Genomic DNA, 26,897 nt, shown 5'->3' on the forward strand with positions numbered 1-26,897 from the left:
GCTAGCGAAATGGCAAAAAGGCAAAGTGTCGTGGCATTCAGCTTCAACTAAGAGGAATGCCACGACACTCTATCAGGATCAAACGCAACACTTGAAACGTTTATATTTCGCGATAAGGAAATTCTCGTTCGGACGCAAGGCTTTCTCTTTAGGCAGAAACAACTTCTTGCCATCGAGATCTGCGTACTGCCCGTCCGAAATCCGCGGACTTGCCTCCAGGCGCATCGAGGCAGGGTTAATGCCCAGCAAATAGCTGTCAAATAGCAAGTGAATATCAGATCGCAGCAAAATGCCGTTCTCCACAATATTGCTTTGGGTACCGCGGTAATCAAGGATGTGCGCTGCTTGCAACACCTCGTTCGTGTCGAACCCCGTAACCGCGCAATGCCCTTCATAAGCCTTGAACAGGTCTTTTCTAAACGCTTGCTGCCCTTGACGCACCATGTGACGAACAACGGAAAAACGGCGGCGGTCCTCTTCCATGCTTTCCGGATCGCGTATCTCATCTGCTTGAAGATGCTCATCAACCGTTGCCGACTCCCCCATTTCAGCTTGCAGAGTCGCACTGGCAAATAAATGCTCGGTCTCCGGCGTAACGGGCCCATGCAAGGTAAACAACTCGTTCTCGGGATTGAACTCCTCAACGAATGCAAGAAAGCGCAGGTACGAACTCGACGACGAGTTCTGCTGAAGAAACACGCCAACGGGAACGCCGTCCATCAGGCAATTCACCAGTTTTTGGTTCCAGTGCATATCGGTCGTACCGCCGGAATTATTTTGATGGGCGGAGTAATACAAGATCCACGTTCCATCGCCTAAATCAACTCGAGCACCATCGTTGTTATCGCTGTATAAGCTGTTATAAGCAACTGTCACCGTTGCCGCATACCTATGACGACTCGGCACATGAATCCCACGTTGCGCCACATGCTTGAATTGAACTCCGGGCAATGTACTGCCATGGAATCGGATGCCTTCATTCCCAGTTTCATTCATAAACCACGCATATAGGTTGCGATGGCTTTCTGGATCATCCTCAAGAGGAATCAAACGTAACGCACGCTCGATCGATAAGTTCGTATACGGGAGGAAGTCGTCAACGCATATCGAACCATCAATGCGCGCCAGAGGGAACGGCACCTCCGCTGTTTCCACCCTAGTCGATATGTTTGCATCTCTCGAAGCCATACTGCAATTCTGCCAGCGTCCGCTTCGTTCGACAACAACCAATTCGGCAGAAGACGCCGAGGCGAAAAGCCGTTGCGCAACAGCAAAAAACTAGCCCGCAACCCCCCCAAACGACTCACACCTTAAAACAACGTCCCCTGCCCAAGCGCTGCCGGGGCTGCCGGTTGCTCCGGGGCCGCCGTCAACGCGAACCCTTCGCGATTTGCTAGCTTTTGCCAGTTGGCCACCAGGCTGGGCCACGGCGCGCGCAACCACCAACGCGCCTCGGCGAGCGTTAACGCCAGGGGCATACGGTTGTGCACGAGAGCAACGTTGGCGTTCGGGCGCGTAGTCACCACCGAGAAGCAGCCTTGACCGCATACCGTCGCCAGCAGCAGCGGCGAACCTTCGCCGCTTTCGAAACGATACTGCTGCTTGATTCGCCGCCCCGTTTTCGGGCTGCGCACCGTTTGAGTTGCATGCGCCTCGAAGAATCCGCCCGTCACCACGATGCCGCGACCCTGCGCAATCGGTTGCTCCCACATGCCCGGGTTCGGCCCCATCGCCGTTTCCAAGCGCGTGTTGTACACGGGGCGTTGCTGCCATTCAACAGGGAATCCCCAGTTCAAACGTTCAATAGCCAGCTTGCTTTCCGGACCGCGGACGATTACGTCAACGCCCGCGCCAGGGAACGCATCTTCACCCGGCTCAACCTGCGCCGTCGCGGCTTCACCAGCCATCGGACGCGCAGGCCAATCGAGCTGCGCGTTCACAGGCGAATTCGCCTGCAGCTCGCGCACAATTTCCGCAACCTCATCCCACGTAACGACCGTGAACCTTCTGCACACGATGAACCGCCCCTGCTTCTTCTTAGGGTCCGCCCCGCCGCCATCAACTCTTAGTTATACGTTTTCGCGATTCGTATAAAGAAGGGGCCTGGAATCTCATTTACTTTATACGATTACCGGGATTCGTATAACTTAGCGCGCGTTTTCGAGCGCTTCTTTATACGATTTCGCGTTCCGTATAAAAAACGGGAGCCCCGTAGGGCTCCCGTTCAGCGTGCTCTATTTGAAAGGACTGGCGAAGCCGAGGCTTCGCGTTGGGGAACCGCTTCCCCAATCAGCGCGGCAGCTGCTTGCGCGACTGTTACTTCTCTTCCTTATCCTTCTTGTCAGCCTCGGTGATGCTGCAGTTGGTGATGAGGATGAGCGAGGCAACGGACGCGGCGGCCTGCAGGGCCGTGACGGTGACCTTGGCCGGGTCGGCAACGCCCATGGAGATCATGTCGCCATACTCGCCGGTCTCGCAATCCAGGCCGAAGCCGGGCTGAGCCTCAAGCGCCTTGGCAACCTCGACGTCGCCGTTGTAGCCGGCGTTGCTGCACAGCGCGCGCATGGGCTCCTCGAGTGCCTTGCGCAGGATATCAACGCCGAAGCGCTCCTCCTCGTTGGCGACTTCCACCTGGTCAAGCGCCTTGGACGCCTGGATCAGGGCAACGCCGCCGCCGGCGAGCAGGCCTTGGCTTGCGGCCGAGCGCGTTGCGCGCAGGGCGTCCTGGATGCGGCTGCGGATCTCGTTCATCTCGGTCTCGGTTGCAGCACCGACGCTCATGACGGCGATGCCGCCGGACAGCTTCGCCAAGCGCTCGCGCATGACGTCCAGCTCGTAGTCGGAATGCGGGTTCTTCAGCTCGTTGCGGATGGCCTCGCAGCGCTTCTCGATGGCCTCCTGCTTGCCCTTGCCGCCGATGATGAGCGTGCGGCTCTTCGTGATCTGCACGCTTGCGGCGCGGCCGAGCATGCTCTTCTTGGCATCGGCCAGCGACAGGCCGCGCTCGGGGGAGATGACCTCGCCGCCGGTGAGGATGGCCATGTCCTCCAGCTCGGCCTTGCGGCGCTCCTCGGCGCCGGGGCACATGACGGCTGCGCTGATGAGCGTGCCCTTCTGGCGATTCATGAGCAGGGAGTTCAGGGACTCGCCGCGCACGTCATCGGCCACGATGAGCAGCGGATGGCCGGACTGCATGACCTCCTCCAGCACGGGCACGACGTCCTTGAAGTTGTCTGCCAGGCGCTGGTCGGTGATCAGGATGTAGGGCTGCTCCAGCTCGCCGGTCATGGAACCCATGTCGTCGGCCATGTACGGGGAGATGAAGCCGCGGTCGAACAGCATGCCCTTCTTGACTTCCAGGTCGATGCCGAACTTGGTGGACTTCTCAACGGAGATGACGCCGTCCTGGCCGATCTCGTCCAGGGCCTCGGCAATCTTCGCGCCGATCTCGGGGTCGCCCGAGGAAACGGTGGCGATCTCGGCCATCTGCTCGCGCGTGGTCACCTGCGTGGCGGCCTTCAGCAGCTCGTCGGATGCGACGTCGGCGGCCTTCTGGATGCCGCGGCGCAGCGCCAGCGGGTCGTTGCCGGCGGTAACGTAGCGCACGCCCTCGCGCACGATGGCATCGGCGAGCAGCGTTGCCGTGGAAGTGCCGTCGCCGGCCTCGTTGTTCGCGGCGGTCGCAGCCTCGCGGACCACCTGCAGGCCCATCTTCTCCACATGGTCGTATGCGCCCACGTGCGCGGCAACGGTAGCGCCGTCGTTGGAGACGTTGGGATGGCGCTCGCCCTTCTTGGTGATGCCGACGTAGCGGCCCTTCGGGCCGATGGTCACGCGCACCGCGTCGGCCAGCTTCGCCACACCGGTCGCAAGCTTCTCGCGCGTCTCGTTGTCGTATGCGATTTCCTTAGCCATGCTATGAGCCCCTTCCTTGAGCACGTGCATAACGATATTTGCTACCAAAGAAAGTTAGCACTCTTTGCCCACGAGTGCTAGATGCAGGCAGGTATTTATGGGAAACGGAAGCGTTTCGTTACCTATTTACGCTTCCAACCATGCCGCCAGCGGCTCGGGGGAGTCGAACACGTCGCAGTTGCTGCGCCAGTCGGTAGAGTTGAGACCCGTGGCGGTCGCGCGGTCGAGCATCTCGACCAGCGGGTCGAAATAGCCGCCCACGTTCAGGATGGCGCTCTTCGCATCCAGCTCGCCGGCCTTCACCTGGGAGACGATGTCGAAGAACTCGTCGAACGTGCCCAGGCCGCCAGGCAAGGTGACGAACGCATCGGCCAGCGAGGTCATGCGCGTCTTGCGGGTGGCAAGGTCGAATTCGCAGATCAGCTCGGTGCAAGGGTACACGGGGCGTCCCTTCTTGTTCAGGCCCTCGGTGACGACGCCTATGACGCTGCCGCCCGCATCGCCCACGCCATGCGCCACCGCGCCCATCAGTCCCACATCGTAGCCCCCGAACACCAGGCCGTGCCCGTGCTCGGCCAACGTGCGCCCCAGCTCGTAAGCGGCATCGATGTACGGCGCATCCAGATCCCGGCTCGACGAGCCGAACGCGCATATCCTCATAGCGAACCCCCTTGGTCTTAAAATCACAGCGCTGCCTAGGGTACACCATCACGGCAAGGGCCCCGGCGCGCAGACGCGCACCGAGGCCCCGAGCTTTTTCATAGGAGTCCCGAGCCTCCACCAGAATCCCAAGCCCTTTTCAACTTGTGGGCGGTTTTGGAGGCCGAAAACGTCTAAGCGGGTAATCTAGCCATTCATGACCTGGGGTTTTACCGACAGAACGCGAAACAGCGCTCGAAATACCGCCCAGAAGACCGGGAACCATGGCGCGAAACGCCCCGTTTTCCTGCAAAACAACCCAGAACCGGTACCCTCCGTGCAAGCGGGGAGGAAAAACTCCCGAAACCTCAAACGTTATGCAGCTTGGTCCACGCTATCCAGCAGCTCGTCCAGCACGGCGGCGTCCTCCTCGGCGTAGCCCATGACCAGCTGGGCCAAGCCCTGATAGAACATGGTGCGCGAGAAGCGGCGCATGTCCTCGGTCATCATGGGCAGCCAGTTCAACAGGTGGTCTTGCGCGAACGTGCGCTGCGTGCGCAGATGCTCGATGGCCGCGTCCTCGTCGCCGGCGCGCAGGGCGTCGGCGGCGCGCATGGCCATGCGCTGCATGAACTCCAGCTCAAGGGCGATATGGTCCTCGCCCTCGGTCCAGCTGCCACGCTTGAGATTGTTCTCACGTAGCGTCTGCAACACCTCGGCACGGGCCTCCTGCATCATCAGACGACGCTCGGAGGTGTACACGCTCTCGAAGGGGTACGCCGCCGAAAAGCCGTTGACGCCGTGGCCGATGAACGTGCGCACGTAGTCGATGGCCAGCTCGTTGATGCTGTCGTCCCAGCTGGTGCGCAGGTAGTCGTACAACATGTGGTAGCCCTCGTCCACCTTGGCGTTGCCCGTGGCCGCCGGGAAGCGCATGCCCTGAAGCTCGGTGAGCGCCGCTTTGTCGACCTCCTTCAAAAACAAGCGCGCCATCAGGCCGTACATACGGGCGCGGCCGTCCATCAACGCAACCAGGTCCGCTTCCTGCTCGGCGGCCTGCGCCGCGATCATATCCTCAGCCATCGGTTACTCCCCCTTCTTCGAAAACGCGGCCTCAACCTCGGGCAGCATGCGGCGGCCCAGATCGGTCAGCTGCCACGAGCGGTCCTTCCAGCACAGCGCGTCGGTCTTCTCCAGCATGTCGATGAAGTGCCCGCCGAAACGGCGCGGGCTCTGCACCACCTCGAACGCGTCGACCAGCTGCTCGATATCGTCCTTCGAGCGCGGACGCTCGTTCACGAACCCCATCACGGCGCGGTATACCTCCAGGTACTTCGCATCGCGGTCGAACACCATGGTGCGGAAGGCGGAGCCGTCCGTCATCTGCCCGAACACCTCGCGACCCGCGTCGGTGGTGCGCCACACGGGGTCGACGCGCTCCTTGATCTCCAGGAACTCCACGCCCTCGCCGGCATCCTCGCGCTCCTCGGACGTCTCGGGCATCTCCAGCTCGAGCGCGCCGGCACGTTCGAGCATGCGGCACAGCGTGGTGGTGCCGTACACCGAGCGGTTGTCCGCCTGCAGCGCGTCCACCTTCTCGGTCAGCTCGCTGTTCAGGCAACCGCCGTCGCACCAGCCAAGGATGGAAACCAGCACCGGGCGTCGGGCCGGATTGTGGTCGAACAGGGAAAGCACCGCCTCGACGGCGCCGCCCTGGCGCTCGGGGCTGTACACCGCCTCGCGCCGCATGTCCTCGGGCATGTTGCGCATCGTGGGGTAGTCGACCGTATCGAGCGGGTTGTCGTCGTCCATGTCCTCCTGGTCGATGTCCAGGTCATCAACGGCCAGCGGGTCGAACTCCTCCTCTTCGTCCCACAAGCCGGCAATCTGGTCTTCAGCCATCGTGAATCCCCCTGTTCTTCATGTCGAACCTTGCGCGCTCGGCGCCCAAGGCCGGCCGCCCCTCTTGGAAACGGCGGCCGAATGCCTGCGAACATCCAGGTCGCAGGCGTGTTTCCTCTTCGCTGCCGCCCATTATAGGAAGCGCGGGGAACAGGCCATCATCCCGCAAACCCTAAAATGGCGAAGTTGTCGCCGCCGGCGCGCCATCCGGGACGCTGATGGCATCATACGCGGGGGCTGATTCCATGTTTCCCCAGGTCACAGGCTTGCGAATCGGTTGCTTGGACAGCCATGCGCCCGTATACTGCAAACCACGTTGTCGAAAGCGGGGCTTCCATTCCTCGACTCTTACGAGAAGGGAGGCTCAAATGGCAAACGTATCTTGGGGCAGGAAGCTTCTTGCCATCGCGGTCGCGTGCTGCGCGTGCGCGATGATCGCCGTGCCGGCCTATGCGTTCTACTACGTCCACAGCGATGAGGGCGTCCAGGTGGAAAGCAAGGGCGTGTACGAGGTCACGTGCGTGCTGGACGAAACCGCCCAGGGCGGCGCTATCCGTAGCGAGCTGGTCATCGTCCCCGAGGGAAGCACGGTCAAGGACCTGCTGAACGAGGATGTCATGTCCAGCGAGAACCAGAACGGCCTTGAGGCCATTCACAACTACGACGCCACCAGCCTGGCCGATTACCTGGCCGGCAAGCAGTACACGGCAACCGTGTACGCCGCCGAGACTCAGAAGCCGGGCACGCAGACCACGCACGACGGTCAGGGCACCACGGGTGATGACACCCAGCTCAACCGTTACGACAACGTGGTCATCAAGGTGGCCTAGCGCCCGACGCGCATACGGGCCGGTCGGCCAGCCGGCCCGCGCGCGGCAAGATCGCGAATGCGGGCGCGCGCGGCAAGATCGATGGAACGCAGCTGCGAACGCGTGCGCAATCGAACCGACGGGCAGAACGCAGCGCGCACGGTGGCGAGCGAGGTCGGCGAACGCGCTCGGCCAGACCGATGGAGCTTGGCCGCACGGAGACGCCTCCCATGCGAAGCAAACACACTCCGCAGCATCATCCTCCTAGGATGATTTTTCCATTTCCGCTGGTCAATAGCCTGACTTTTGCAGGGGTGACTCAAAATCACCCCTGCATCACGCGCATCATCCCCCGATCGCCCGGTATCATAGGAACCGAAGAGGATGCACAATGCAATACGGGGAAGGATTTGCGTATGGGGGTACGCGTTCCAAGAATCACGCTCAATGCCGACTTCGGCGACGAGAGCGCATTCGGCGAGCTGAGCTTGCTGTCGGTCGGCTACGGCTTGCATCAGGCGTGGGTGTACGCCACCATGTTCGGCACCGCCTCGGTGTTCGGGCCCATGCCCTGCTTCCAAGGGATCTACGGTAGCAGCGTTACCATCCCCTATCTGATCTCAACCATCGTCTACGTATTCGCCATGCTGCTCATCGCAGCCACCGACCAGCGCTTCCTGAAGCTGTACACATCTCGCAAGCTGCTCTGCATTGGCGCCGCGCTTTCGTGCGCGGGCTCGCTGCTGCTCTTGGCGGTTCCCTTCTTCGGAACCCCCTTGGCGGAAACGGCGTCCGGCATCATGACCGGCATCGGCTCCGCCATCCTCATCGTGTACTGGGGCACGGCGTTCGCCCGCACCGACAGCGCATCGATCGTGCTGAACACCGCCATCGCCATCTCCATCGCCATCGGCCTGTTCGCAACCGTGCTGCACTACGCGCCCTTCCCCGTGTCCGCCATCGCGATCGCCTGCGTTCCGCTGCTTGAGCTGGCAATATTGCTGAAGAAAACGCCCCAACCCTTTCACGAACGCGACGAGGTGCCCATCTTCAAGCCGCTGCCCATCAACCGCGGCAGGTTCGTCGTGCGCTTCGGCGCCCCCGTGCTGGTGCTCGGCATCGCCCTGGGCATGCTCCGCACGAACTCGCTGCAAAACCTTGTGATGAAGACCAGCGTGGGCGCGCAGCCGATGCTGCTGCTGGCCGCCGGCTGCGCCACCGTGCTGGTGCTCGTGACCATCATGGCGCTCGGCGGCGGCGACCGCTGGAGCCGCTTCTTCCAGCCCCTCGTGCCGTTCATCGCCGTCACCGTGTTCATCATGCCCCTCGCGAGCACTGATCACGCGGCTTTGACCAGCGTGATCATGCTCGTGGGCTTCCTATGCTTCGAGTCGCTCATGTGGATCTTCTTCGCCGACCTGTCGCAACGCTTCCGCCTGTCGCCCATCTTAGTGTTCGGGCTCGGCCGCGCCATCCTGGCGGTCGCCATCATGTTCGGCGCGCTCGTGCCCGTCGCCCTCGCAAGCTACGCGCACCTGCTGCCGTTCGGCGAGCAGGCGCTGGTGATCTTGCTGCTGCTCGTCATCGTGTTCGCCTATGCGCTGCTGCCCCGCGAGCGCGAGATCGAGTCGATCATCATGCCGTGCCCCCTGGTCAAAGCCGTGTCCACAAGCTTCGAGCGCAAAGAGGAATCCCAGCGCGCCGCTGGCAAGCGCAACTGCGGCGCGGCCAAGGGCATGGAGGCCCTTGAGCAGGGGGCGGCCGAGAGCGCCGAGCGACGCGAACGGGCGGCGGACGACCCGGCAGCAGAAGGCGAGGCATCCGCGCTGGCGGACGCTTCCTCAGCAGCCGTCGCCGCGACCGCTATCCGCGGGAAAGCCGAAGCGGCTTCTTGCGAAGTTCCCGCTTCAGCCGGCAACGCCGCTGCGGACCGCGCCGCGCGCGAAGACGGCGAAGGCACGACGGGCGCAGAGCCGACCGGAGCCGCGAACGGTTCCGAAAACGCGGCGGTTGCGCAATCTGCCGGAACCGCGAACGGAAACAACCTCGTAGCGGACTCGACCGCAACGCCATCCGCCCCGCCTATCGCGCGCGAACGGCAAGCAACCCAGCCCACACCCGCGGCGGTTGCCGAAGCGCGCTTCGCGAAACCTGGCGAACCGGCGCGCGGCGGCGGCCGTTTCCGCGGCAAATGCGAGACCGTGGCGAACACGTTCCTCCTGTCTCGTCGCGAGACCGAGATCCTGTTCTTCCTGGCCAAAGGCCATAACGCCGCCTACATCCAGGAGAAGCTCTACATCTCGGAGGGCACGGCCAAGACGCACATCCGCCACATCTACCGTAAGTGCGACATCCACAACCAGCAGGACCTCATGCGCATGGTCGAGGACGCGCAGCCGACGGAATAGCGGAGCAAGCATCCCGCCGTGCGAAGGTGCAAGGCTTGTTCGTGCAAGTTCTGGGGGGTTTCGGAGGCTGAAAACGCTCAAGCGGGGAATCCGAGCATTCGCGACCTGGGGTTTTACCGAACAGTTGCGTTATAGCGCTCGAAAAACCATCCAGAAGGCCGGGACCTATGGCGTGAAATGCCCTGTTTTCCTGCAAAACAACCCAGAACCAGCACCCTGCGTGCACGCAGGGCAAGACACGAGCTCGAGCACCTTGCCCAGCACGGGGCATTACCAGCCAACAGCCTTGGCCGGACGCGAACGCCAGGGGTTCGGCAACGAGCGCATACGCGAACGCCGGGGCTTCTGCAACGAACGCCCCGGCGATCGCCGCTCCCGCGCCCTAGACCCCCTCCCCCGCTTTCCCGACGCTTCACCTGGCGATTCCCCGCTTTCCCCGCTTACAATAAAATGACGATTGCATAAAGTACGCCATCTCGCCATTATGTTTGTGGCATGATGGACCATCGGTAAATTCGCGGCTTATCGCCGCCATGATATGGAACAGCGTTGCAAGGAGCGGTAATGGGCATCTTCTCGAAGTTCGAAGGCAAAATGGAGGACACGTTCGAGGGCACGGCGGACAAGATGTTCGACGCCCCCATCTCCCCCGTTCAGATTGCCAAGAAAGCCGAAAAGCAGATGCGCCGCGAGAAGATGGTCGGCGCCGGCAAACAGTACGCGCCCACGCTCTACACCGTGCTGGTCAACCCCGACGACGACCGCCGTCTGTTCGGCTACTACCCCACGCTCGCGGGTGAAACGGAAACCTACCTGGCGGCGAAGGCCTCCGAGCAGGGCCTGACCATGGACGGCCAGCCGCTCGTGCGCTTCATCGTCGACGAAGGCCTCAAGCACGGCAAGTTCGACGTCATCGCCGAAGCCGTCGCCGCGCCCATCATCTCCCAGCTGCGCAACGAGGAGATGGAGCGCTACGGCCTGGGCGGGGCGAACGCCGGCTACGGCGCAGCCGCCGCATACCCTGCGCAGCAGTTCGGCCGCGCAGGCGCAGCCATGCCCGACCAGCGCTTCAACCAGTACGACCAATATGACCAGCACGATCAGTACGGTCAGTACGACCAATACGATCAGTATGGCAACCAGGGCTATCAGCAGATGCCCGCCGGAAACGGCTGGGAGGCCCAGGGCTATCAGGCTCCTGCGCAGGGATCTTGGGACCAGCCCGCTGCCGCCCCCGATTACGCTGCGGCGCAGCAGGCCGCGGCCGGTGCGGTCGATCAGTTCAACGCCTACGCCGCCGGCGCCGCCCCTGCGGTAGCCGCTGCCGGCTACGCCGCAGGTCAGATGGCCAGTGCAGCTCCGCGACCCCAGGCCATGCCGCAGCAGGCGGCGCCCCAGCAGGCCGCCAACACCGTGATGTTCGCCGGCGCCGGCGTGCCGGGCCAGCAGCCCGCCCAGCCGCAGCAGACCTCCCGCGCCCGCCTGATCGACACGGCCGCCAACCGCGCCATCGACCTGGCAAGCGCCCGCGTCACGCTCGGCCGCGAGTCGCGCAACGACATCACCATCCCCGACATCAACGTGTCGCGCACCCACGCCGAGATCTCCCTGAGCCCGCAGGGCGCATGGGTCATCACCGACCTGGGCTCCACCAACGGCACGTACGTCAACGGACGCGCCGTCGCCAGCCAGCCGCTGAACGAGGGCGATCACATCGCCATGGGGTCCACGAACTTCGTCTTCACGTTGGCCTAAGCGAAAGCGAGAGGATTCCCCGTGATCGATTACGCGCTGCTTCTCATCCGCCTGCTGTTCGTCGCGCTGCTGTACCTGTTCCTGTTCGCCATCATGAAAACCGGCATCGGAGCGGTGCGCGGCCAGCGCAAACGCGAGCGCACGTGGAGCCTTTCGGTCGAAAAGGGCCCGAAGGAGCTGCGCGGCGTATCCATCGTGGTGCGCGGCCCGGTCATCGTGGGCCGCAACCCCGGGGCCGACATCGTCATCGGCGCGGGCTACGTCTCCGGCAGGCATGCCCGATTCAGCCTCATGGGGCAGAACCTGTTCGTGGAGGACCTGGGGTCCACCAATGGCACGGCCGTAAACGGCCAGTTCATCAACGAGCCCACCGCCTTGCGTAACGGGGACACCGTCAACGTGGGCGACGTGGCCATTCGCGTGAGGTTTGCATAATGTCCCGTGATAAACGTTCCTACCGCTCCACCCAACGCACGCGCAGAGGCGCTGTCACCACGTTCGGAAGCCGAACCGACGTCGGCTGCGTGCGCGACCACAACGAGGACAGCCTGGTGGTGGCTCCGCCGCTGTTCGCCGTCGCCGACGGCATGGGCGGTCACGCCGCAGGCGAGGTCGCTTCCGAGATAGCGGTGAACGTGCTGGCTGAGCTGGCCCCGAAGGACCTCGACGGCGCAGCCCTGGAGCACGCCGTGGAAGAAGCGAACCACGAGATCATCCGCGCGGCGCGCGATGGGCGCGGCCGTGAGGGCATGGGCACCACCCTTACCGCCTGCATGTTGGAAAACGAGCGCCTCGTCATCGCGCAGGTCGGCGACTCGCGCGCCTATCTGCTGCATCACGGCAAGCTGCAGCAGCTTACGCGCGACCACAGCCTTATGGCCGACATGATCGAGGCCGGCCAGCTCACCCCCGAGGAAGCGCGCCATCATCCGCAGCGCTCCGTCATCACGCGCGCGCTCGGGTCCGACCCCAACACGCGCCCCGATATGTACGAGATAAACGTCGAAACCGGCGATCGCCTGCTCGTATGCTCCGACGGCCTGTCGTCCATGATCGAGGACGAGCAGATCGAAGCCGTCATGCGACGCGTACCCGACCCGCAACGCTGCGCATCGCAGCTGGTCAACGAGGCAATCGCCGCCGGCGGCCACGACAACGTCACCGTCATCGTCTCCAACGTCACCGGATTCGCCGAGAAGCGCCGCCGCAAGCTGGCGCGCAAGACGAAGTTCTCCGTGGCGCTGGTGCTCGTGCTGTTCCTGGCCATCTTGGGCGGCGGTGCATGGGGCGTGCACACGTGGCTCCACACCACCGCGTACCTGGGCGAGGACAACGGCAAGGTCGCCGTCTACGAGGGCATCCCCGCCGATTTCCTGGGCATGCACTTATATAAGCAACAAGAAGTCACCGACGTGAGCGTCGACAGCCTGCAGCCGGGCACGGCCTCGCGCCTGCAGGAGGGCATCCGCGTCGACAACATGGATGCCGCGCATAACCTGGTGCAGCAATATCGCGACGAAGCGGCTCAGCGCAGCAAGCCGGAAGGCTCCGAGCAAGCCGCGTCCACGCAGGCAAACGGCACCGCGACCACCGGCGACGCCGCGGCAAACGCGCCGGCGGTCGCCTCGCAAACCGGCGCGGGAACCCAGAGGTAGCGCATCATGTCCCGTCGAAACATAGAACTCGTCCTTCTGCTGGTGGCGGCACCGGTCGTGGCGCTGCTGTTCGCCATGATCGCCATCAACGAGGGCCAGCAGGTCAACGTAGATTCGCTCAGCGTGCCCATCGGCATCTTCGCTGCCTTCGTGGTGGCCCACCTTGCCGTGCGCAAGCTCGCACCCGGCGCCGACCCCGCCCTACTGCCCCTGGCGTTCGGCCTATCGGGCATCGGCATCGCTTTCATCACGCGCATCGCGCCGTTCACGGACGCGCCCAACATGGCGCAAGGCCAGGTGGTCTGGCTGTTCGTGGGCGTTGCCTGCATGATCGTGGTGCTGGCGCTGTTCCGCAACCTCGATAAGATCGCCAACTACAAATACACCCTCATGCTCGTGGGCATCCTCTTGCTGCTCTCGCCGATGGTCCCCGGCCTTGGCCAGGAGATCTACGGTAGCCGCATCTGGCTGCACATCGGCGGATTCTCCTTCCAACCAGGTGAGATCGCCAAGATCGTCATCGTCCTGTTCATGGCAAGCTATCTGGCCGAGAACCGCGAGCTGCTGTCCGTGTTCACCGTCCGCATGGGCCCGTTCCACCTGCCCGACATCCGATCGCTGCTGCCGCTTCTGCTCATGTGGGGCGTGGCCATGGTCATCGTGGTGTTCGAGAAGGACCTGGGCAGCGCCATGGTGTTCTTCTTCGTGTTCCTGCTCATGCTTTACGTTGCAACGGGTAAGAAGTTCTACCTGGTGGTGGGCCTGGGCCTGATCACCGTGGGCGCCCTTGCCGCTTACGCGGCGTTCGGCCACGTGCAGGTGCGCGTCAACACCTGGCTCGACCCGTTCTCCGATGCGCAGAACACCGGCTATCAGCTGTGCCAGGCGCTCTACTCCATCGCCGACGGCGACCTGTTCGGCGTGGGCCTGGGCAACGGCCTTGCGGGCGGCACCGACGCGTTCAACGCCATCCCCGTCGTGGAAAGCGACTTCATCTTCGCCGACATCGCCGAGGAAATCGGCCTTCTGGGCGCCGCCGGCGTGCTGCTGCTGTTCCTGTGCTTCGCCATCCGCGGCTTCCTGACCGCGGCGCGCGCGAAGTCCGACGTGTCCAGCTTCGTGGCCGTGGGCCTGACGGGCATGATCGTGCTGCAGGCGTTCATCATCGTGGGCGGCGTCACGCGCCTCATCCCGCTGACCGGCCTCACCCTTCCCTTCATCAGCCAGGGTGGCTCCTCGCTTTTGGGCAGCTTCATCATCGTGGGCTTCCTGCTGCGCGCGGGCGACGAGGCCACGGGCGTGGGCACGGAGATGCTCAACGGCACCACCTCCAGCCTGCACTCCAACAGCGTGCTCGGCCGCATCAGCCTGGGCAAGCGCCTGACCAACGGCATGCTGCTGTGCAGCGCGCTGTTCGCCCTGCTGGTGGCGAACCTCACCATGATCATGGTGGTGCAGGCCGATTCATACCAGACCATGCCGGGCAACAACCACACGCTCGCCAAGGAAGCGAAGAGCGAGCGCGGCACCATCTCCACCTACGACGGCATCGTGCTGGCACGCAGCGCCATCGACGACGACGGAAGCTACGAGCGCATCTACCCCGCCGGCGACCTGGCCACCCACGTGGTCGGATACGTATCGCAGCAATACGGCACCTCGGGCATCGAAGCCTCGTACAACGAAACCCTGAAGGGCCAGGAGAGCTTCGCCAGCTGGACCGACGTGCTCAACGACATGGCGGGCGTGGGCACCGCCGGCAACGACGTCACGCTCACCATCAACTCTAAGATCCAGCAGGCTGCCCAGGACGCGCTTGCCGGCAACGTGGGCGCAGCGGTGGTCATGGACCCGAAGACCGGCGCCATCCTGGCGCTTGCCAGCGCGCCCACCTACGATGCCGCGGACTTCGAGCAGGTGATCGCGCAGGCGAACTCCGGCACGGCCGAGACCTCGCTGATCAACCGCGCCACGGGCACGCTGTACGCGCCCGGCTCCACGTTCAAGATGGTCACCTTGGCCACGGCGATCGAGGACGACGTGGCAAGCGAGTCCACCACGTTCTCGTCTCCGGGAACCATCACCATCGGCAACGCCAGCGTGTCGAACTTCAACAAGACCAGCTACGGCACGCAAACGCTCGAACAGGCCACATGGTGGTCGGCGAACACCGTCTACGGCCAGCTGGGCGTGCAGATGGGCGCCGATAAGCTGGTGGAAGGCGCCGAGCGCTTCGGGTTCAACCAGGACCTGGACTTCCCCATCGTCATGTATACGTCGCTCATGGCCGACCCGAGCGAGATGACCGAATGGGAAACCGCCTGGGCCGCCGCCGGCGAGCCGGTGAACCCCATGAACCATGAAAGCCCCGCCGGCCCGCAGGCCACCGTGCTGCAGATGGCCATGGTGGGAAGCGCCATCGCCAACGATGGCGTGGAAATGAAGCCCTACCTGGTGGATGGCGTGTACAACGCCAACGGCCAGCGCAGCTTCACGGCACAGCCCGAGAAACTGCGCACCTCCATCAGCGCAGACACCGCAAAGCGCGTCCGCGATATCCTCAAGGGCGTTGTCAAGCAAGGCACCGGCACCGCCGCGCAGATCAACGGCGTGGAAGTGGCCGGCAAGACGGGCACGGCCGAGAAGGCCAACAGCAACGACAGCTGGTTCGTGGGCATGGCGCCCGCAGACAACGCCGGCGTGGTGGTTGCCGTGGTCATCGAGGACGGCGACGAAGGCGTGGGCACCCAGAAGGCTCATGACATCTTGCAAACAGCTTTGGAAGTTCAGGGGCTTATATAGAAAAAGTATGCTGAGCGGGGTACTATGGGTTTTACTCAAATTCCGCCCAGCATGTGACCTAAAGGAGTTCAAACGTGACCGGAAACATGATCGGCAGGGTGTTCAACAACCGCTACCAAATCACCGAGCGCATCGGCATCGGCGGCATGGCCGAGGTGTACCGTGCACAAGACAACGTCTTGGGTCGTTTGGTAGCAGTGAAGGTCATGCTGCCCCAATATGCCGCAGATGAAAGCTTCACGCAGCGCTTCAAGCAGGAAGCCGCTAGCGCCGCCAACCTGCAAAGCCCCTACATCGTCAACGTGTACGACTGGGGCCAGGACGAGGGCACGTACTACATCGTCATGGAATACGTGCGCGGCTCCGACCTGAAGACCGCCATCAACCAGCGCGGCGCCATCAACCAGCGCAAGGTCGCCGAGATCGGCAGCCAGGTATGCCAGGCGCTCTCCGTCGCCCACGGCCTCGACATCATTCATCGCGACATCAAGCCGCAGAACATCATGGTGCAGCCCGACGGCAACGTGAAGGTCATGGACTTCGGCATCGCACGCGCGAAGAACTCCACGAAGGAGCAGACCTCCAGCGTGCTGGGCACCGCTCACTATATCTCCCCCGAGCAGGCGCAGGGCAAGGAGCTCACCGCCGCCAGCGACATCTACTCGCTCGGCATCGTGCTGTACGAGTCCGCCACGGGCAAGCTGCCCTTCGACGGCCCCGATGCGGTCAGCGTCGCCATGAAGCAGGTTCAGGACGAGCCCGTGCCGCCGCGCGAGCTCAACCCTGAGATCGACCCCTCCCTTGAGGCTATCATCCTCAAGGCCATGTCGAAGAACCCCATGGAGCGCTTCGCAACTGCCAAGGACATGCGCTCTGCCCTGAACGATTACCTGGCCGGCCGACCCGTCGCCCTGGGCGCGGGCTTCACCGGCGCGCAAACGCAGATCATGGGCGGCGTGCCCAACATCGGCCCCATGCCCGACGGCACTGCGGTCATGCCCGCAGTGGGCGGCGCCAACCAGCACGGCGGCAGCTCGCAGAACCATTCGTATATGTCGGACAACACGGCGCCGAAGAAGAAGGGCAGGAAGGTTGCCGCTATAGTGGCTGCCGTCGCAGCCGTGGTCGCGCTTATCGCCATCGCCGCGTTCGCCCTGGGTGGAAACAGCGATTCCGGCGAGCAGATCGAGGTCCCAGACGTAACCGGCCAGACGCTCGACCAGGCGAAGTCCGCCATCCAATCCGCCGGCTTCAAGGTAGGCAACGTCACGCAGTCCTACTCCGACAGCGTCGATTCGGGCAAGGTTATCAGCCAGGACCCCACCGCCAAGACCAAGAAGGCGAAGGGCTCCACCATCAACCTGACCGTGTCTCAAGGCTCGCAGGAGATAGAGGTTCCCGACCTGGTCGGTAAAACCGCAGATGAAGCTAAGAAACTGCTGCAAGCCAACGGCTTGAAGTACAAGGCTGGCACCGCGGAATACTCCGACAGCGTCGAGAAGGACCGCATCGCGCGCCAGGACGTCGCCGCGGGCTCCAAGGTCGCCAAGGACACCGTGGTCACCTACTACCTGTCGCTCGGCTCCGAGGGCACCAGCGTGCCCGACGTCGTCGGCCAGACCCGCAGCAGCGCCACCGCAACCCTGAACAACGCCGGTTTCTACGTCACCGTCGACCAGCAGTACTCCGACACCGTCGAAGAGGGCGTCGTCATCAGCCAGACCCCGTCCAGCGGCAGCAAGCTCAAAGCCGAGGGCACCGTGAACATCGTGGTGTCGAAGGGCAAGGAGAGCAAGGCCGTGAGCGTGCCCAGCGTCGTCGGCCAGTCCGAGGGCAGCGCCATGACCACGCTCAACAACGCGGGCTTCAAGGTGACCACCGAGTACCAGGCCAGCAGCTCCGTCTCCTCGGGCAACGTCATCAGCCAGACGCCCACCAGCGGCACCGAGCTCGATCCCGGCAAGACCGTGCACCTGGTCATCAGCACGGGTTCCGGCAGCTCTACCAACGGCGGCTCCGGCAACAACAACTCCACCAACGGCGGCTCCGGCAACAACAGCACGAACGGCGGCGGCTCCAGCTCCAACACCAACGGAGGCAGCAGCTCCAGCAACTAAAACCAACGGCAAGCGTCTCCCGTTTGCCTCATAAAGAAAGGATCCCGCTTGGGGTCCTTTCTTTATGCCCGGAATCGATCACAGTCGGCTTTCACATTTATAGGGCGGAGCGAGTCTGACCCAGAGCCCCCGGAGCAAGATGAACAGGGGGCAGAGGTGCGTTCACGACAACAGACACGTCACCGAAGGGTTAAATGTGAACATACCCCCATCCCCTGTTCAGTCGCCCTGCCGTGTTCGCTAGCGGCGCCCAGCATCGCTAATCGCAAAAAATTTGATATTGGCCGAAATTAGGTGTTGACTCATCGCCGTTATACACGCATAATAATCGTTGCTGTTTCGATGTGCGCCGTTACCTCAGCTGGATAGAGGGACTGACTACGAATCAGTACGTCGGGGGTTCGAATCCCTCACGGCGCACCACTTTAACAGCGCGTTTGACAATGTGCGCCGTTACCTCAGCTGGATAGAGGGACTGACTACGAATCAGTACGTCGGGGGTTCGAATCCCTCACGGCGCACCACTTAGCTTGAAATTCCGCAATGGCTCCACCGAGCACATGCGGTTTTTTGTTTTGTAGGCCAAAGAAAGGAACCCTGTTGAAGGTTCGAAAACCGAAACCTCACAGTATGTAGCCTTCCTTCGACTCCTCCCTTACGCTGGCAGCCGAAGGAGCAGGCTGCAGCGCGCTCTCGTTTGATAGAAGCTTTACGTGCCCATAACGCCATTACCGCATGGCGGACGTAGCATTATCCGGCACCTGTAAAAGCCCCTGCCGAACGCGAGCATGGACAGTAAGGGAATCATCATGCTCTATCTCTCTCAAATGCTGGGAAAACCGGTGGTCGACTGCACCGGTGAGAAAATCGGCACCGTATCTGACCTCGCCATCTCCACGGGCGAGGTGTTTCCGCGTATCACCAGCCTAGCCTTCCAAGGCCCGGGCAAGATCCCATTCATGATCTCATGGCGCAAGTACGTCGACGAATTCGACGACGACGGCCTCACCCTGCAGGTCGAAGCGCATGATATCCGCTTCAGCTATCTGCAGCCCGACGAGGTGCTGCTCGCACGCGATCTTATGAACCGCCAGATCGTCGACACGCAGGGCCTGAAGGTCGTGCGTGTAAACGACCTGAAGCTTTCCGTATCCGGCTCCCAGCTTCGCTTGCTTGGCGCCGAGGTGGGCGTCCGCGGCATCCTGCGCGGCCTTGCTCCCTGGATCGAGCGCTCGGTGGTCTCCGTCGCCAAGGTCTTCGGCAAGAAGATCGACGAGCAGATCATCGCGTGGAACTATATGGATCTGCTGGACCGCGACCTGTCCGAGGTGCAGCTATCCGTCACCCACAAGCGCTTGGACGAGCTGCACCCCGCCGACGTCGCGGACATTTTGGAGCAACTGGACCCGCAGCAGCGCGCAAACGTGTTCGAGCACCTCGACGACGCCCAGGCAACCGAGGCCATCTCGGAGATGGAGGACGAATACCAGTCCGACTTCATCGAAAGCTTGGACAACAAGCAGGCCGCTAACGTGCTGGGTAACATGGACCCGGACGACGCAGCCGACATCGTGCGCGACCTGTCCTACGAGCGCGCCGAAACGCTCCTGCGCCTTATGGGCGTGGAAGACGCAACGGAGATCCGCCGCCTGCTCGGCTACAAGGACGGCACCGCCGGCGGCATGATGACCACGCAGTTCGTATCCGTCGCCGATACTGACACCGTCGGGCACGCCATCGAGGTGCTTCGCGAGCTTCCGGAGGACCATCCTTCCGTCCACTTCGTATACGTGCTGGATGAATACGACAAGCTGGTTGGCGTCTGCTCGCTGCGCACCTTGGTGCTCACCGATGATAAAACGCCCATGTCGAAGTGCATGTACGACGACCTGATCACCGCAACGCCGGATGAAACCGAAGAGGACGTCTCCGCCGACATCTTCAAGTACGACCTGACCGCCATGCCCGTCGTGGACGAGCACGGCACGCTGCTTGGCATCGTCACCGTCGACGACGCCTGGGATGCCATCGAGGACGACGTCAGCAGCGACAAAACGAAAACTTCCGTTTGGAAGTGGGTAGGCATTGCGACCGGTGCCGTGATCTTCTTGATCCTCTACACCCTTGTCGTACTGCAAATCGCAGGATTCCATTGGAGGTAAGCCGTGGTTTTGAAGCAGAACGGCAAGACCGGGCGCGTTGCCGACATCGATTCACATAACCCGTTAGAGCGCAGCAGCTTCCACACCGGCGAGGCTACGCTGTCCGCCGAACAGCTTGCGGAAAAGCAGGCGCTCGAGCAAACCGGCGGCTCCAGCAAGCAGAAAAGCAAACTGCTGCTCATCTTGGCCGCCATGGGCCCGGGCATCGTCACGGCCATGGCCGGCAACGATGCCGGCGGCATCTCAACCTACTCGACCGTTGGCGCGCAGTTCGGCTTCGCCACGCTGTGGGTCATCCCTATCATGTGCGTGCTGCTCATCGTGGTGGAAATGACCGCCGCGAAGATGGGCGCCGTCACCGGCAAGGGCTTCGCCGCGCTCATCCGCGAATCCTTTGGCATCAGGCTCACGGCGCTGGCCATGCTCGCGCTGCTCATCGGCAACGTTTGCACCACGTTCTCCGAGTTCGCAGGCATCGCCTCGGGCATGGAGATGTTCGGCGTATCGAAATACATCGCCGTGCCCGTCGCCGCGATCGCCGTGTGGCTGCTCATCGTAGGAGGCAGCTACAAACGCGTGGAGAAAGTGTTCCTCATCTTGTCGCTAGTGTTCCTTACCTACGTGATCGCGGCGTTCTTGGCGCAGCCGAACTGGGAGAATGCCGCCATCAACACCATCGTTCCCCATGTGGTGTACCAGCAAAGCTTCGTTTCACTGGTCATATCCATGATCGGCACCACCATTGCGCCCTGGATGATGTTCTTCAACCAGAGCAACGTGGTTGAGAAGGGCATCAAGCCCGACGAGCTGTTCACGCAGAAGGTCGATGTGGTCTCCGGCACCGTAGCTGCTTGCTTGGTCGCGTGGTTCATCATCGTCACCACGGGCACTGTGCTGTATCCGCAGGGAATCGTCATCAGCGACGCCGCCGACGCGGCTGCTGCGCTGGCACCGTTCGCGGGCAAATATGCTGAGGCCCTGTTCGCCATCGGCCTGATCGCCGCATCGTTCTTGGCTGCATGCGTGCTTCCGCTGACCACGGCGTTCGTCATCTGCGAGGCATTCGGCTGGGAGGCCGGCGTGTCCTTCAAGTGGAAGGAAGCGCCGCTGTTCAAGAGCATCTTCACGTTCGTCATCGCGTTCTCGGCCGTCATCGTGCTCATCCCGAACATCGACCTTATGGGCGTCATGCTCATGGCTCAGTTCATCAACGGCCTGGTACTGCCGGTGCTGCTGGTGTTCATGGCGCTGATCTCGTCGGATAAGCGCGTCATGGGCAAGTTCAAGTCCGGCCGCGTGACGAAGGTACTCATCTGGGTCACCGTGGGCATCGTCTCCGTGCTTACCGCGATTTTGCTGGTTATGCAGGTGTTTGGGATCGGGTAGAACCGGAAGCGGTGTCGGATTCTTTGCCGTGGATGCGTTCGATCATATTCTGAAGGGTGATTGAGGACATGTACTCCTCCATTTCGCGTTCGACCGCGGAACATGCAGCAGTGATGTCCTGCAGCAGATCGCTCGCATCCTCCGCTTCCTTGCGCTCCGCTCGCAGACGGTCGTTCTGCAGCGCGTTAAAGATGTCGAGCATGCTGATTTCGGAAGCGTCCTTCGCAAGGCTATAGCCGCCGTTTTTGCCCGGGCGCGCATGGACGATCCCGGCATTGCGCAGCAGCTGCGCCAGCTGGATCAGATAATCGCGCGGAATGGACATCTCATCGGCCACCTCGCGAGACGAGCATATCGAGCCCTTTTCCGCTAGATACAACACCGCGCGCATCCCATATTCGACCGAAGCCTTGAAGTGCACCGTTTCCCTCGTTCCTATTTCGTGTTCGATGTTCCAAGCGGGGACGGATGACATGCACCTTCCCTGTTTTCTTCGTCAACGAAATCCCTGGTCATCTGCTATAGAGGCTTGCGCAAACACATTGGAGCCCAGTGCATCGCGATTTCGCGCCCATGCTGAGGCGGTGGGCGGTGAAGCGATGCCTGCCGGAGCCTCGGCTGGGTGCACCGCCGCCTCGTTTCCTCGTTGTTGTCATAGCCATCGCCAGACCCAACGAGTATGCTTACATACTAGCGCAAGCGATAATCCTCTACTTTATTGCTATGCTTTTTCACACGATGCTGAGATTTCGTCCATTTTCAAGGAATACGATATGACTTTGAAACAAGATACGCGGGCTTCGGTTCTCGCCCGACGCAAAGCGATTCCCGATGCCGAGCGCAAAGAGAAGAGCCTCCTCATCTGCGAGCGATTCCTTGCGGAAATCGACCTTTGGTTGGCAAGTTGCGAGCATTCCGAAGCTTCCGCCAAGCAGCTGCGCATCGCCGCTTACGAGCCTATGAGCAGCGAAGTCGACGTGCACCCTCTGCTATTTGCGGCATATGAACGCGGCTGGGAGGTGTTTCTGCCCTGCATGGCCAAGGATACGTCGGATGCATCGGCGCGCATGGTGTTCTTCCCTATCGAGCAGAACCATCTGACCAAGCAGCGCCCCGCCTTCCTCGACCATCCCGCTCGCCCTTACCTGCTTGGCGACCTGCATGCCCAAGGCTGGCGAGAAGCCGATGAGCAGCTGTTCGACATCGCCGTTATCCCCCTGGTTGCCTTCGACAGCGGCCTCATGCGTCTCGGGTACGGCGGCGGGAATTACGACCGGTTCCTTCCCAAGCTGCGCGATGACTGCTTCGTGGCCGGCGTGGCATTCGAAGAGCAGCGCGTCGACCGCGTGCCCACCGAACCTCACGACCTTCCACTCCCCCGCATCTTCTCGGCATAAAAAACGAGGACTCCCAACGGAGCCCTCGTTTTCGCATTCTTGCCACTTTTGCGACTTGCGCCGCGCATCGGCGTTTATTTCTTCATGCCGATGTTGGACTTGTGCAGGATCTTCACCGTAACCACGATGAGCACCGCACCTAGCACCAGGGAAATCCAGGGATTGCCCGTGAAGCCGGCAACGATATAGCACACGAAGCAGACGACCATGACGGTAGTCGCGTACGGCAGCTGCGTGGCCACGTGACGCAGGTGGTTGCACTTCGCGCCCGCGGACGACAGGATGGTGGTGTCCGAGATCGGCGAGATATGGTCACCATACACGGCACCTGCCAGCGTTGCGCCCACGGCAACCAGGAACAGCGGATCGCCCTCGTTGAACACGCCGACGACGATGGGCAGGATCAGCGCGATGGTGCCCCAGCTCGTGCCCATGGCGAAGCCGATGAAGCCGGCCACCAGGAAGATGATGCACGGCAGGATGGCCAAGCTCACACCCAGGCTGTTCAGGAAGCTGCTCACGAAGTCGCCCGTGCCGAGCATGTAACGGCAGCAACCGCCCAAGCTCCATGCCAGCACCAAGATCATAATGGCGCCGACCATGGAGCGCACGCCCTCGGAGACGCTCTCCACAAAACCGCTCAGCGTGGTCAGGCCGCGGGGTAGGAACATGGCGCCGGCAACGCACAGGGCCACCGTAGCGCCGATGCACAGGCCGCCGACCGGGTTCTCGCCGACAGCGGTGGCGAAGTCGACGCCCTCGAAGAAGCCGCCCGTGTACATCATGCCCAGGATCGAGAAGAAGATCAGCACCAGGATAGGCACGATCAAGTCGTAGACCTTGCCCTTCTCGGAGATGTCAAGGCCCTTGTACTCGTCGATGGCTGCGGATGCGGACTGCTCGATATCGGCCTGCTCGGTCACGACCGATTCCAGGTTCGTATGGTCGTCGGGATCGGCTTCAGCCTGATCGGAAAGGCCCATGGTGGACAGCTTCTCCAGCAGCTTGCCTCCCTCGGCAGCAGCGCCCTCGGAGGTCTTCGCCTCCGCCTCGGCAGCGCGCATCGGACCGTAATCGTTCTTGTTCGTGATCAGCATGAAGAACACGAAGAAGATGGTGAGCAGCGCGTAGAAGTTGTACGGGATGGACTGCACGAACGTGGTGAAGCCGTCGTCTCCCAAGTAACCGCCGACCGCAACGGCCCACGAGGACACCGGCGCGATGATGCAGACCGGGGCTGCCGTGGAGTCGATGATCCAGGCCAGCTTCTCATGGCTGACGTGGAAGCGATCGGTCACGGGGCGCATGACCGCGCCGACCGTCAAGCAGTTAAAGTAGTCGTCGACGAAGATGATGATGCCCAGCAAGCCGGTGAGCACCTGCGCGGCGCGCGCGTTCTTGATATGGGTGGACACCCACTCGGCATAAGCGCGGCTGCCGCCCGCCGTGGCGATGACCACGGTCAGCGCGCCCAACAACGCAAGGAACAACAGCAACGCCCCATTATCGGCGATCTGCAGCGCCATTGCGTTCGGCACATCGGTGAATGCCGTGACCAGCTGATCGACGCCGACACCGTTGAGGGTGAACTGGTAGATGACCATGCCGACGAATACGCCGATGGTCAGCGACGAGTACACCTCTTTGGTTATGAGCGCCAGAGCCAACGCCAGCAACGGCGGCACGATAGACCAAGCGCCGGTGCTGATAAGCTCGAAAGCCTCTTCCATTTCCCTTCCCTTTCTCCATAAGGTCCTCAAAGTCCATTGCGAATCAGTATACAAGTGCAACGGTCGAACCGCACCAGGATTCCGCCGGAGGGGTTTCACGTGAAACAAAAGGAATAGGTTGTCGGGAGGCGGGTTCTCCACCCGGTCGACGTACGTCCAGGATATCGAACGCAACTATATAAAGAAGCGACGGACGATACGCTTCGTCCGCCGCTTCTTCGCGGGCATCAGGTTTTACGCGCTGCATCTCAGCCGTAGCTGCAAACCGTAATCGAAAGGCTATTCCGCGCCCTTGCGTTCCACGGCCAGCTCATGCTGGTATTCGCGGTCGATGGCGCCCTCGGGGCTCGGCGGGTTCACCTCGAAGGGAACGGACTTGGTGAACAGGCTGACCACCGGCACGATGATCAAAGACAGCAGCATGGCCAGGGCGCCGCAGTTGATGGGGCTGGCGATCAGCGGCGTGCCCATCAGCGTGAGCACCATGTTCCCGCTGGTCAGGCACACGCCAACGATGAAACTGCACCACACGGCGGCCTTGGAGATGCGCCCAGAGTACAGACCCCACAGGAACGGGCCGAGGAACGCGCCGGCAAGCGCACCCCAGGAGATGCCCATGAGCTGCGCGATGAACGTGATGGAGGAGTTGTACTGCACCAACGCCAGCGCTGCGGACACGATGATGAACACCACGATAAGGACGCGCATCCAGCCGAGCTTGCTCTGCTCGCTCATCTTCTTCACCACGTTGCCCTGCAGAAGGTCGAGCGTCAGCGTGGAGGACGAGGTCAGAACCAGCGAAGACAGCGTGGACATGCTGGCGGACAGCACGAGCACGATCACGATGCCGATGAGGATATCGGGCAAGGTGGACAGCATAGTCGGGATGATGGAGTCGTACACCGGAATGCCGGTAGGGCCGATCTCGATCTTATCGGCGTACAGGCGGCCGAAACCACCCAGGAAGTAGCTGCCGCCGGCAACCACGAACGCGAACAGCGTGGAGATGATGGCACCCTGCTTCACCGCCGGGCCGGATTTGATGGCGTAGAACTTCTGCACCATCTGCGGCAAACCCCAGGTGCCAAGGCTGGTCAGCACCACCACGCCGAGCAGGTTGAACAGGTCAGGGCCGAACATGCTCACGAACGGGCCGGCCATCTGCGAACCCTCGGCCGGGATCTGGGACAGCGTGGTGATGGCCTCGCTGAAGCCGCCGTTGTTCAGGATGACCGCCGCGATGACCGCAACGATGCCGAACAGCATGACGATGCCCTGCAGGAAGTCGTTCATAACGGTTGCCATGTAACCGCCCAGAACCACGTATAGGCACGTGATGACGGCCATGCCGATGACGCACACCTCGTAAGGAAGGCCGAACGCCATGCCGAACAGGCGGGACAGGCCGTTGTACACGCTTGCGGTGTACGGGATCAGGAACACGAAGATGATCGCCGCGCTGGCAATGCGCAGGCCCTTGGACTTGAAGCGCTTGCCGAAGAACTCGGGCATGGTGGTGGCGCCCAGGCGATGCGTCATCTCACGCGTGCGCGGACCGAGCACCCACCAGGCCAAAAGACTACCGAGGATGGCGTTGCCGATGCCGGCCCACACGGCGGCGATGCCGTATTTCCAACCGAACTGGCCGGCATAGCCGACGAACACCACGGCGGAGAAGTAGCTGGTGCCGTACGCGAATGCGCTCATCCAGGGGCCGACGTTGCGCCCGCCCAGAACGAAGCCGTCGACGCTCGTGGTGGTGCGGCGGCAGTACAAGCCGACGCCAACCGCCACGCCGACGAAAATCAAAACCATGCAGATTTTTGCGACCATGATCGTTCCTTTACCGATCGATATCGTGTAGACCGTGGAATCTTCCCTATTCGGAAAGCAGCTGTCCCTCGTCAAGGACACGGCTGGGCAAGCGAACGCATCTGAATCGCCCAACCCGGAAACGCACACGGCACAAGCCCGAGTTCGCTGCGAACATACGCCACGTCTAACGGACGCACGCAGCGGCTAAGCCCCGTGTGCTACAGATATCGATAGGAATAATAATAGGAAGGAAGGCAGGGCTTCGTCGCACCGCATTCACCGGTGGTCTTACCCGCAAAAGACATCGTTTGGACTTCGAAGGCGCACAGCATGGCAGCCAGCTCAGCGGGCTGCTGAGCGCTGCGGGATGCGGCGATATGTCCGTTCACGATGCTCATGGGCGCT

The 26,897-nt window shown here is 62.2% G+C and carries 20 protein-coding genes and 2 tRNA genes; 12 read left to right on the forward strand and 10 right to left on the reverse strand.

The features are described from left to right. Positions 1-78 precede the first annotated feature (78 nt). From SFHG_RS10305 to SFHG_RS00555, 6 genes are all read right to left on the reverse strand, one after another. Positions 79-1,188, reverse strand: coding sequence for an HNH endonuclease (locus SFHG_RS10305; protein ID WP_081468853.1), 1,110 nt, complete (start codon positions 1,186-1,188; stop codon positions 79-81). A gap of 122 nt (positions 1,189-1,310) precedes the next feature. Beyond that, a complete protein-coding gene (locus tag SFHG_RS00535; RefSeq protein ID WP_042432182.1) occupies positions 1,311-2,015 on the reverse strand; it encodes an SOS response-associated peptidase family protein in 705 nt (234 codons plus the stop codon). A gap of 301 nt (positions 2,016-2,316) precedes the next feature. Next, a complete protein-coding gene (groL, locus tag SFHG_RS00540; protein WP_042432184.1) occupies positions 2,317-3,915 on the reverse strand; it encodes a chaperonin GroEL in 1,599 nt (532 codons plus the stop codon). A 126-nt stretch (positions 3,916-4,041) separates the two neighbouring features. After that, positions 4,042-4,575, reverse strand: coding sequence for an LOG family protein (locus tag SFHG_RS00545; protein ID WP_042432187.1), 534 nt, complete (start codon positions 4,573-4,575; stop codon positions 4,042-4,044). A gap of 354 nt (positions 4,576-4,929) precedes the next feature. Next, positions 4,930-5,637: a TorD/DmsD family molecular chaperone gene (locus SFHG_RS00550; RefSeq protein ID WP_052297737.1), complete on the reverse strand. Its 708-nt coding sequence runs from the start codon at positions 5,635-5,637 to the stop codon at positions 4,930-4,932. 3 nt (positions 5,638-5,640) lie between these two features. Continuing rightward, complete coding sequence (locus SFHG_RS00555; protein ID WP_042432190.1) at positions 5,641-6,456, reverse strand: hypothetical protein; 816 nt, start codon at positions 6,454-6,456, stop codon at positions 5,641-5,643. A 368-nt stretch (positions 6,457-6,824) separates the two neighbouring features. Between SFHG_RS00555 and SFHG_RS00560 the strand changes: the two genes are divergently transcribed. The 11 genes from SFHG_RS00560 to SFHG_RS00610 all read left to right on the forward strand — a co-directional run bounded on the left by SFHG_RS00560 (position 6,825) and on the right by SFHG_RS00610 (position 21,550). Then, positions 6,825-7,286 (forward strand): hypothetical protein, encoded by a 462-nt coding sequence (locus SFHG_RS00560; protein WP_042432193.1) that lies wholly within the window; start codon positions 6,825-6,827, stop codon positions 7,284-7,286. A gap of 395 nt (positions 7,287-7,681) precedes the next feature. Beyond that, entirely contained in the window at positions 7,682-9,673 is a 1,992-nt protein-coding gene (locus SFHG_RS10910; RefSeq protein WP_052297738.1) for a helix-turn-helix transcriptional regulator, read from the forward strand. Between the two features lie 564 nt (positions 9,674-10,237). Continuing rightward, the gene (locus SFHG_RS00570) at positions 10,238-11,428 is read left to right on the forward strand and encodes an FhaA domain-containing protein (protein WP_042432196.1); all 1,191 of its coding nucleotides are present in this window, start codon (positions 10,238-10,240) and stop codon (positions 11,426-11,428) included. 21 nt (positions 11,429-11,449) lie between these two features. Next, on the forward strand, positions 11,450-11,863 hold the full coding sequence (locus SFHG_RS00575) for an FHA domain-containing protein (protein WP_042432199.1): 414 nt from the start codon (positions 11,450-11,452) through the stop codon (positions 11,861-11,863). After that, positions 11,863-13,083, forward strand: a complete 1,221-nt coding sequence (locus SFHG_RS00580; protein WP_042432202.1) for a Stp1/IreP family PP2C-type Ser/Thr phosphatase — start codon at positions 11,863-11,865, stop codon at positions 13,081-13,083. The genes SFHG_RS00575 and SFHG_RS00580 overlap by 1 nt, the downstream gene beginning before the upstream one ends. Before the next feature lie 6 nt (positions 13,084-13,089). Further along, positions 13,090-15,885: an FtsW/RodA/SpoVE family cell cycle protein gene (locus SFHG_RS00585; RefSeq protein ID WP_042432206.1), complete on the forward strand. Its 2,796-nt coding sequence runs from the start codon at positions 13,090-13,092 to the stop codon at positions 15,883-15,885. Positions 15,886-15,959: 74 nt separating this feature from the next. Continuing rightward, the gene (pknB, locus tag SFHG_RS00590; protein ID WP_238318232.1) at positions 15,960-18,002 is read left to right on the forward strand and encodes a Stk1 family PASTA domain-containing Ser/Thr kinase; all 2,043 of its coding nucleotides are present in this window, start codon (positions 15,960-15,962) and stop codon (positions 18,000-18,002) included. A 346-nt stretch (positions 18,003-18,348) separates the two neighbouring features. Beyond that, positions 18,349-18,425, forward strand: a tRNA-Arg gene (locus tag SFHG_RS00595). A gap of 24 nt (positions 18,426-18,449) precedes the next feature. After that, a tRNA-Arg gene (locus SFHG_RS00600) sits at positions 18,450-18,526 on the forward strand. Positions 18,527-18,811: 285 nt separating this feature from the next. Further along, the gene (locus SFHG_RS00605) at positions 18,812-20,164 is read left to right on the forward strand and encodes a magnesium transporter MgtE N-terminal domain-containing protein (RefSeq protein ID WP_042432209.1); all 1,353 of its coding nucleotides are present in this window, start codon (positions 18,812-18,814) and stop codon (positions 20,162-20,164) included. 3 nt (positions 20,165-20,167) lie between these two features. Beyond that, the gene (locus SFHG_RS00610; RefSeq protein WP_238318233.1) at positions 20,168-21,550 is read left to right on the forward strand and encodes an NRAMP family divalent metal transporter; all 1,383 of its coding nucleotides are present in this window, start codon (positions 20,168-20,170) and stop codon (positions 21,548-21,550) included. Here the strand turns inward: SFHG_RS00610 and SFHG_RS00615 are convergent. Further along, positions 21,525-22,025 carry an RrF2 family transcriptional regulator gene (locus SFHG_RS00615; protein ID WP_081468854.1) on the reverse strand — a complete coding sequence of 167 codons (501 nt, stop codon included), beginning with the start codon at positions 22,023-22,025 and terminating at the stop codon, positions 21,525-21,527. The two genes, SFHG_RS00610 and SFHG_RS00615, sit on opposite strands and share 26 nt — an antisense overlap. A gap of 298 nt (positions 22,026-22,323) precedes the next feature. Between SFHG_RS00615 and SFHG_RS10750 the strand changes: the two genes are divergently transcribed. Then, a complete protein-coding gene (locus SFHG_RS10750; protein ID WP_042432212.1) occupies positions 22,324-22,947 on the forward strand; it encodes a 5-formyltetrahydrofolate cyclo-ligase in 624 nt (207 codons plus the stop codon). Between the two features lie 74 nt (positions 22,948-23,021). Here the strand turns inward: SFHG_RS10750 and SFHG_RS00625 are convergent, their stop codons facing one another. The 3 genes from SFHG_RS00625 to SFHG_RS00635 form a co-directional block, all read right to left on the reverse strand. Beyond that, positions 23,022-24,677: a Na+/H+ antiporter NhaC family protein gene (locus SFHG_RS00625; RefSeq protein WP_042432215.1), complete on the reverse strand. Its 1,656-nt coding sequence runs from the start codon at positions 24,675-24,677 to the stop codon at positions 23,022-23,024. Between the two features lie 279 nt (positions 24,678-24,956). Further along, positions 24,957-26,510 (reverse strand): sodium:solute symporter family protein, encoded by a 1,554-nt coding sequence (locus tag SFHG_RS00630; RefSeq protein WP_042432218.1) that lies wholly within the window; start codon positions 26,508-26,510, stop codon positions 24,957-24,959. A 200-nt stretch (positions 26,511-26,710) separates the two neighbouring features. After that, positions 26,711-26,890 carry a hypothetical protein gene (locus SFHG_RS00635; RefSeq protein ID WP_042432221.1) on the reverse strand — a complete coding sequence of 60 codons (180 nt, stop codon included), beginning with the start codon at positions 26,888-26,890 and terminating at the stop codon, positions 26,711-26,713. Positions 26,891-26,897: the final 7 nt, after the last annotated feature.

The sequence above is a fragment of the Senegalimassilia anaerobia JC110 genome (assembly GCF_000236865.1).
In the GTDB taxonomy this organism is placed as follows: Bacteria; Actinomycetota; Coriobacteriia; order Coriobacteriales; family Eggerthellaceae; genus Senegalimassilia; species Senegalimassilia anaerobia.

What these genes read in the sequence shown, in the direction of transcription:
- SFHG_RS10910 (WP_052297738.1), top strand. Translation starts at nt 7,682, where the DNA reads ATGGGGGTACGCGTTCCAAGAATCACGCTCAATGCCGACTTCGGCGAC.
- SFHG_RS10750 (WP_042432212.1), top strand. Translation starts at nt 22,324, where the DNA reads ATGACTTTGAAACAAGATACGCGGGCTTCGGTTCTCGCCCGACGCAAA.
- SFHG_RS00555 (WP_042432190.1), bottom strand. Translation starts at nt 6,456, where the DNA reads ATGGCTGAAGACCAGATTGCCGGCTTGTGGGACGAAGAGGAGGAGTTC.
- SFHG_RS00570 (WP_042432196.1), top strand. Translation starts at nt 10,238, where the DNA reads ATGGGCATCTTCTCGAAGTTCGAAGGCAAAATGGAGGACACGTTCGAG.
- SFHG_RS00635 (WP_042432221.1), bottom strand. Translation starts at nt 26,890, where the DNA reads ATGAGCATCGTGAACGGACATATCGCCGCATCCCGCAGCGCTCAGCAG.
- SFHG_RS00585 (WP_042432206.1), top strand. Translation starts at nt 13,090, where the DNA reads ATGTCCCGTCGAAACATAGAACTCGTCCTTCTGCTGGTGGCGGCACCG.
- SFHG_RS00630 (WP_042432218.1), bottom strand. Translation starts at nt 26,510, where the DNA reads ATGGTCGCAAAAATCTGCATGGTTTTGATTTTCGTCGGCGTGGCGGTT.
- SFHG_RS00605 (WP_042432209.1), top strand. Translation starts at nt 18,812, where the DNA reads ATGCTCTATCTCTCTCAAATGCTGGGAAAACCGGTGGTCGACTGCACC.
- SFHG_RS10305 (WP_081468853.1), bottom strand. Translation starts at nt 1,188, where the DNA reads ATGGCTTCGAGAGATGCAAACATATCGACTAGGGTGGAAACAGCGGAG.
- SFHG_RS00550 (WP_052297737.1), bottom strand. Translation starts at nt 5,637, where the DNA reads ATGGCTGAGGATATGATCGCGGCGCAGGCCGCCGAGCAGGAAGCGGAC.
- SFHG_RS00615 (WP_081468854.1), bottom strand. Translation starts at nt 22,025, where the DNA reads ATGTCATCCGTCCCCGCTTGGAACATCGAACACGAAATAGGAACGAGG.
- SFHG_RS00625 (WP_042432215.1), bottom strand. Translation starts at nt 24,677, where the DNA reads ATGGAAGAGGCTTTCGAGCTTATCAGCACCGGCGCTTGGTCTATCGTG.
- groL (WP_042432184.1), bottom strand. Translation starts at nt 3,915, where the DNA reads ATGGCTAAGGAAATCGCATACGACAACGAGACGCGCGAGAAGCTTGCG.
- SFHG_RS00560 (WP_042432193.1), top strand. Translation starts at nt 6,825, where the DNA reads ATGGCAAACGTATCTTGGGGCAGGAAGCTTCTTGCCATCGCGGTCGCG.
- SFHG_RS00580 (WP_042432202.1), top strand. Translation starts at nt 11,863, where the DNA reads ATGTCCCGTGATAAACGTTCCTACCGCTCCACCCAACGCACGCGCAGA.
- SFHG_RS00545 (WP_042432187.1), bottom strand. Translation starts at nt 4,575, where the DNA reads ATGAGGATATGCGCGTTCGGCTCGTCGAGCCGGGATCTGGATGCGCCG.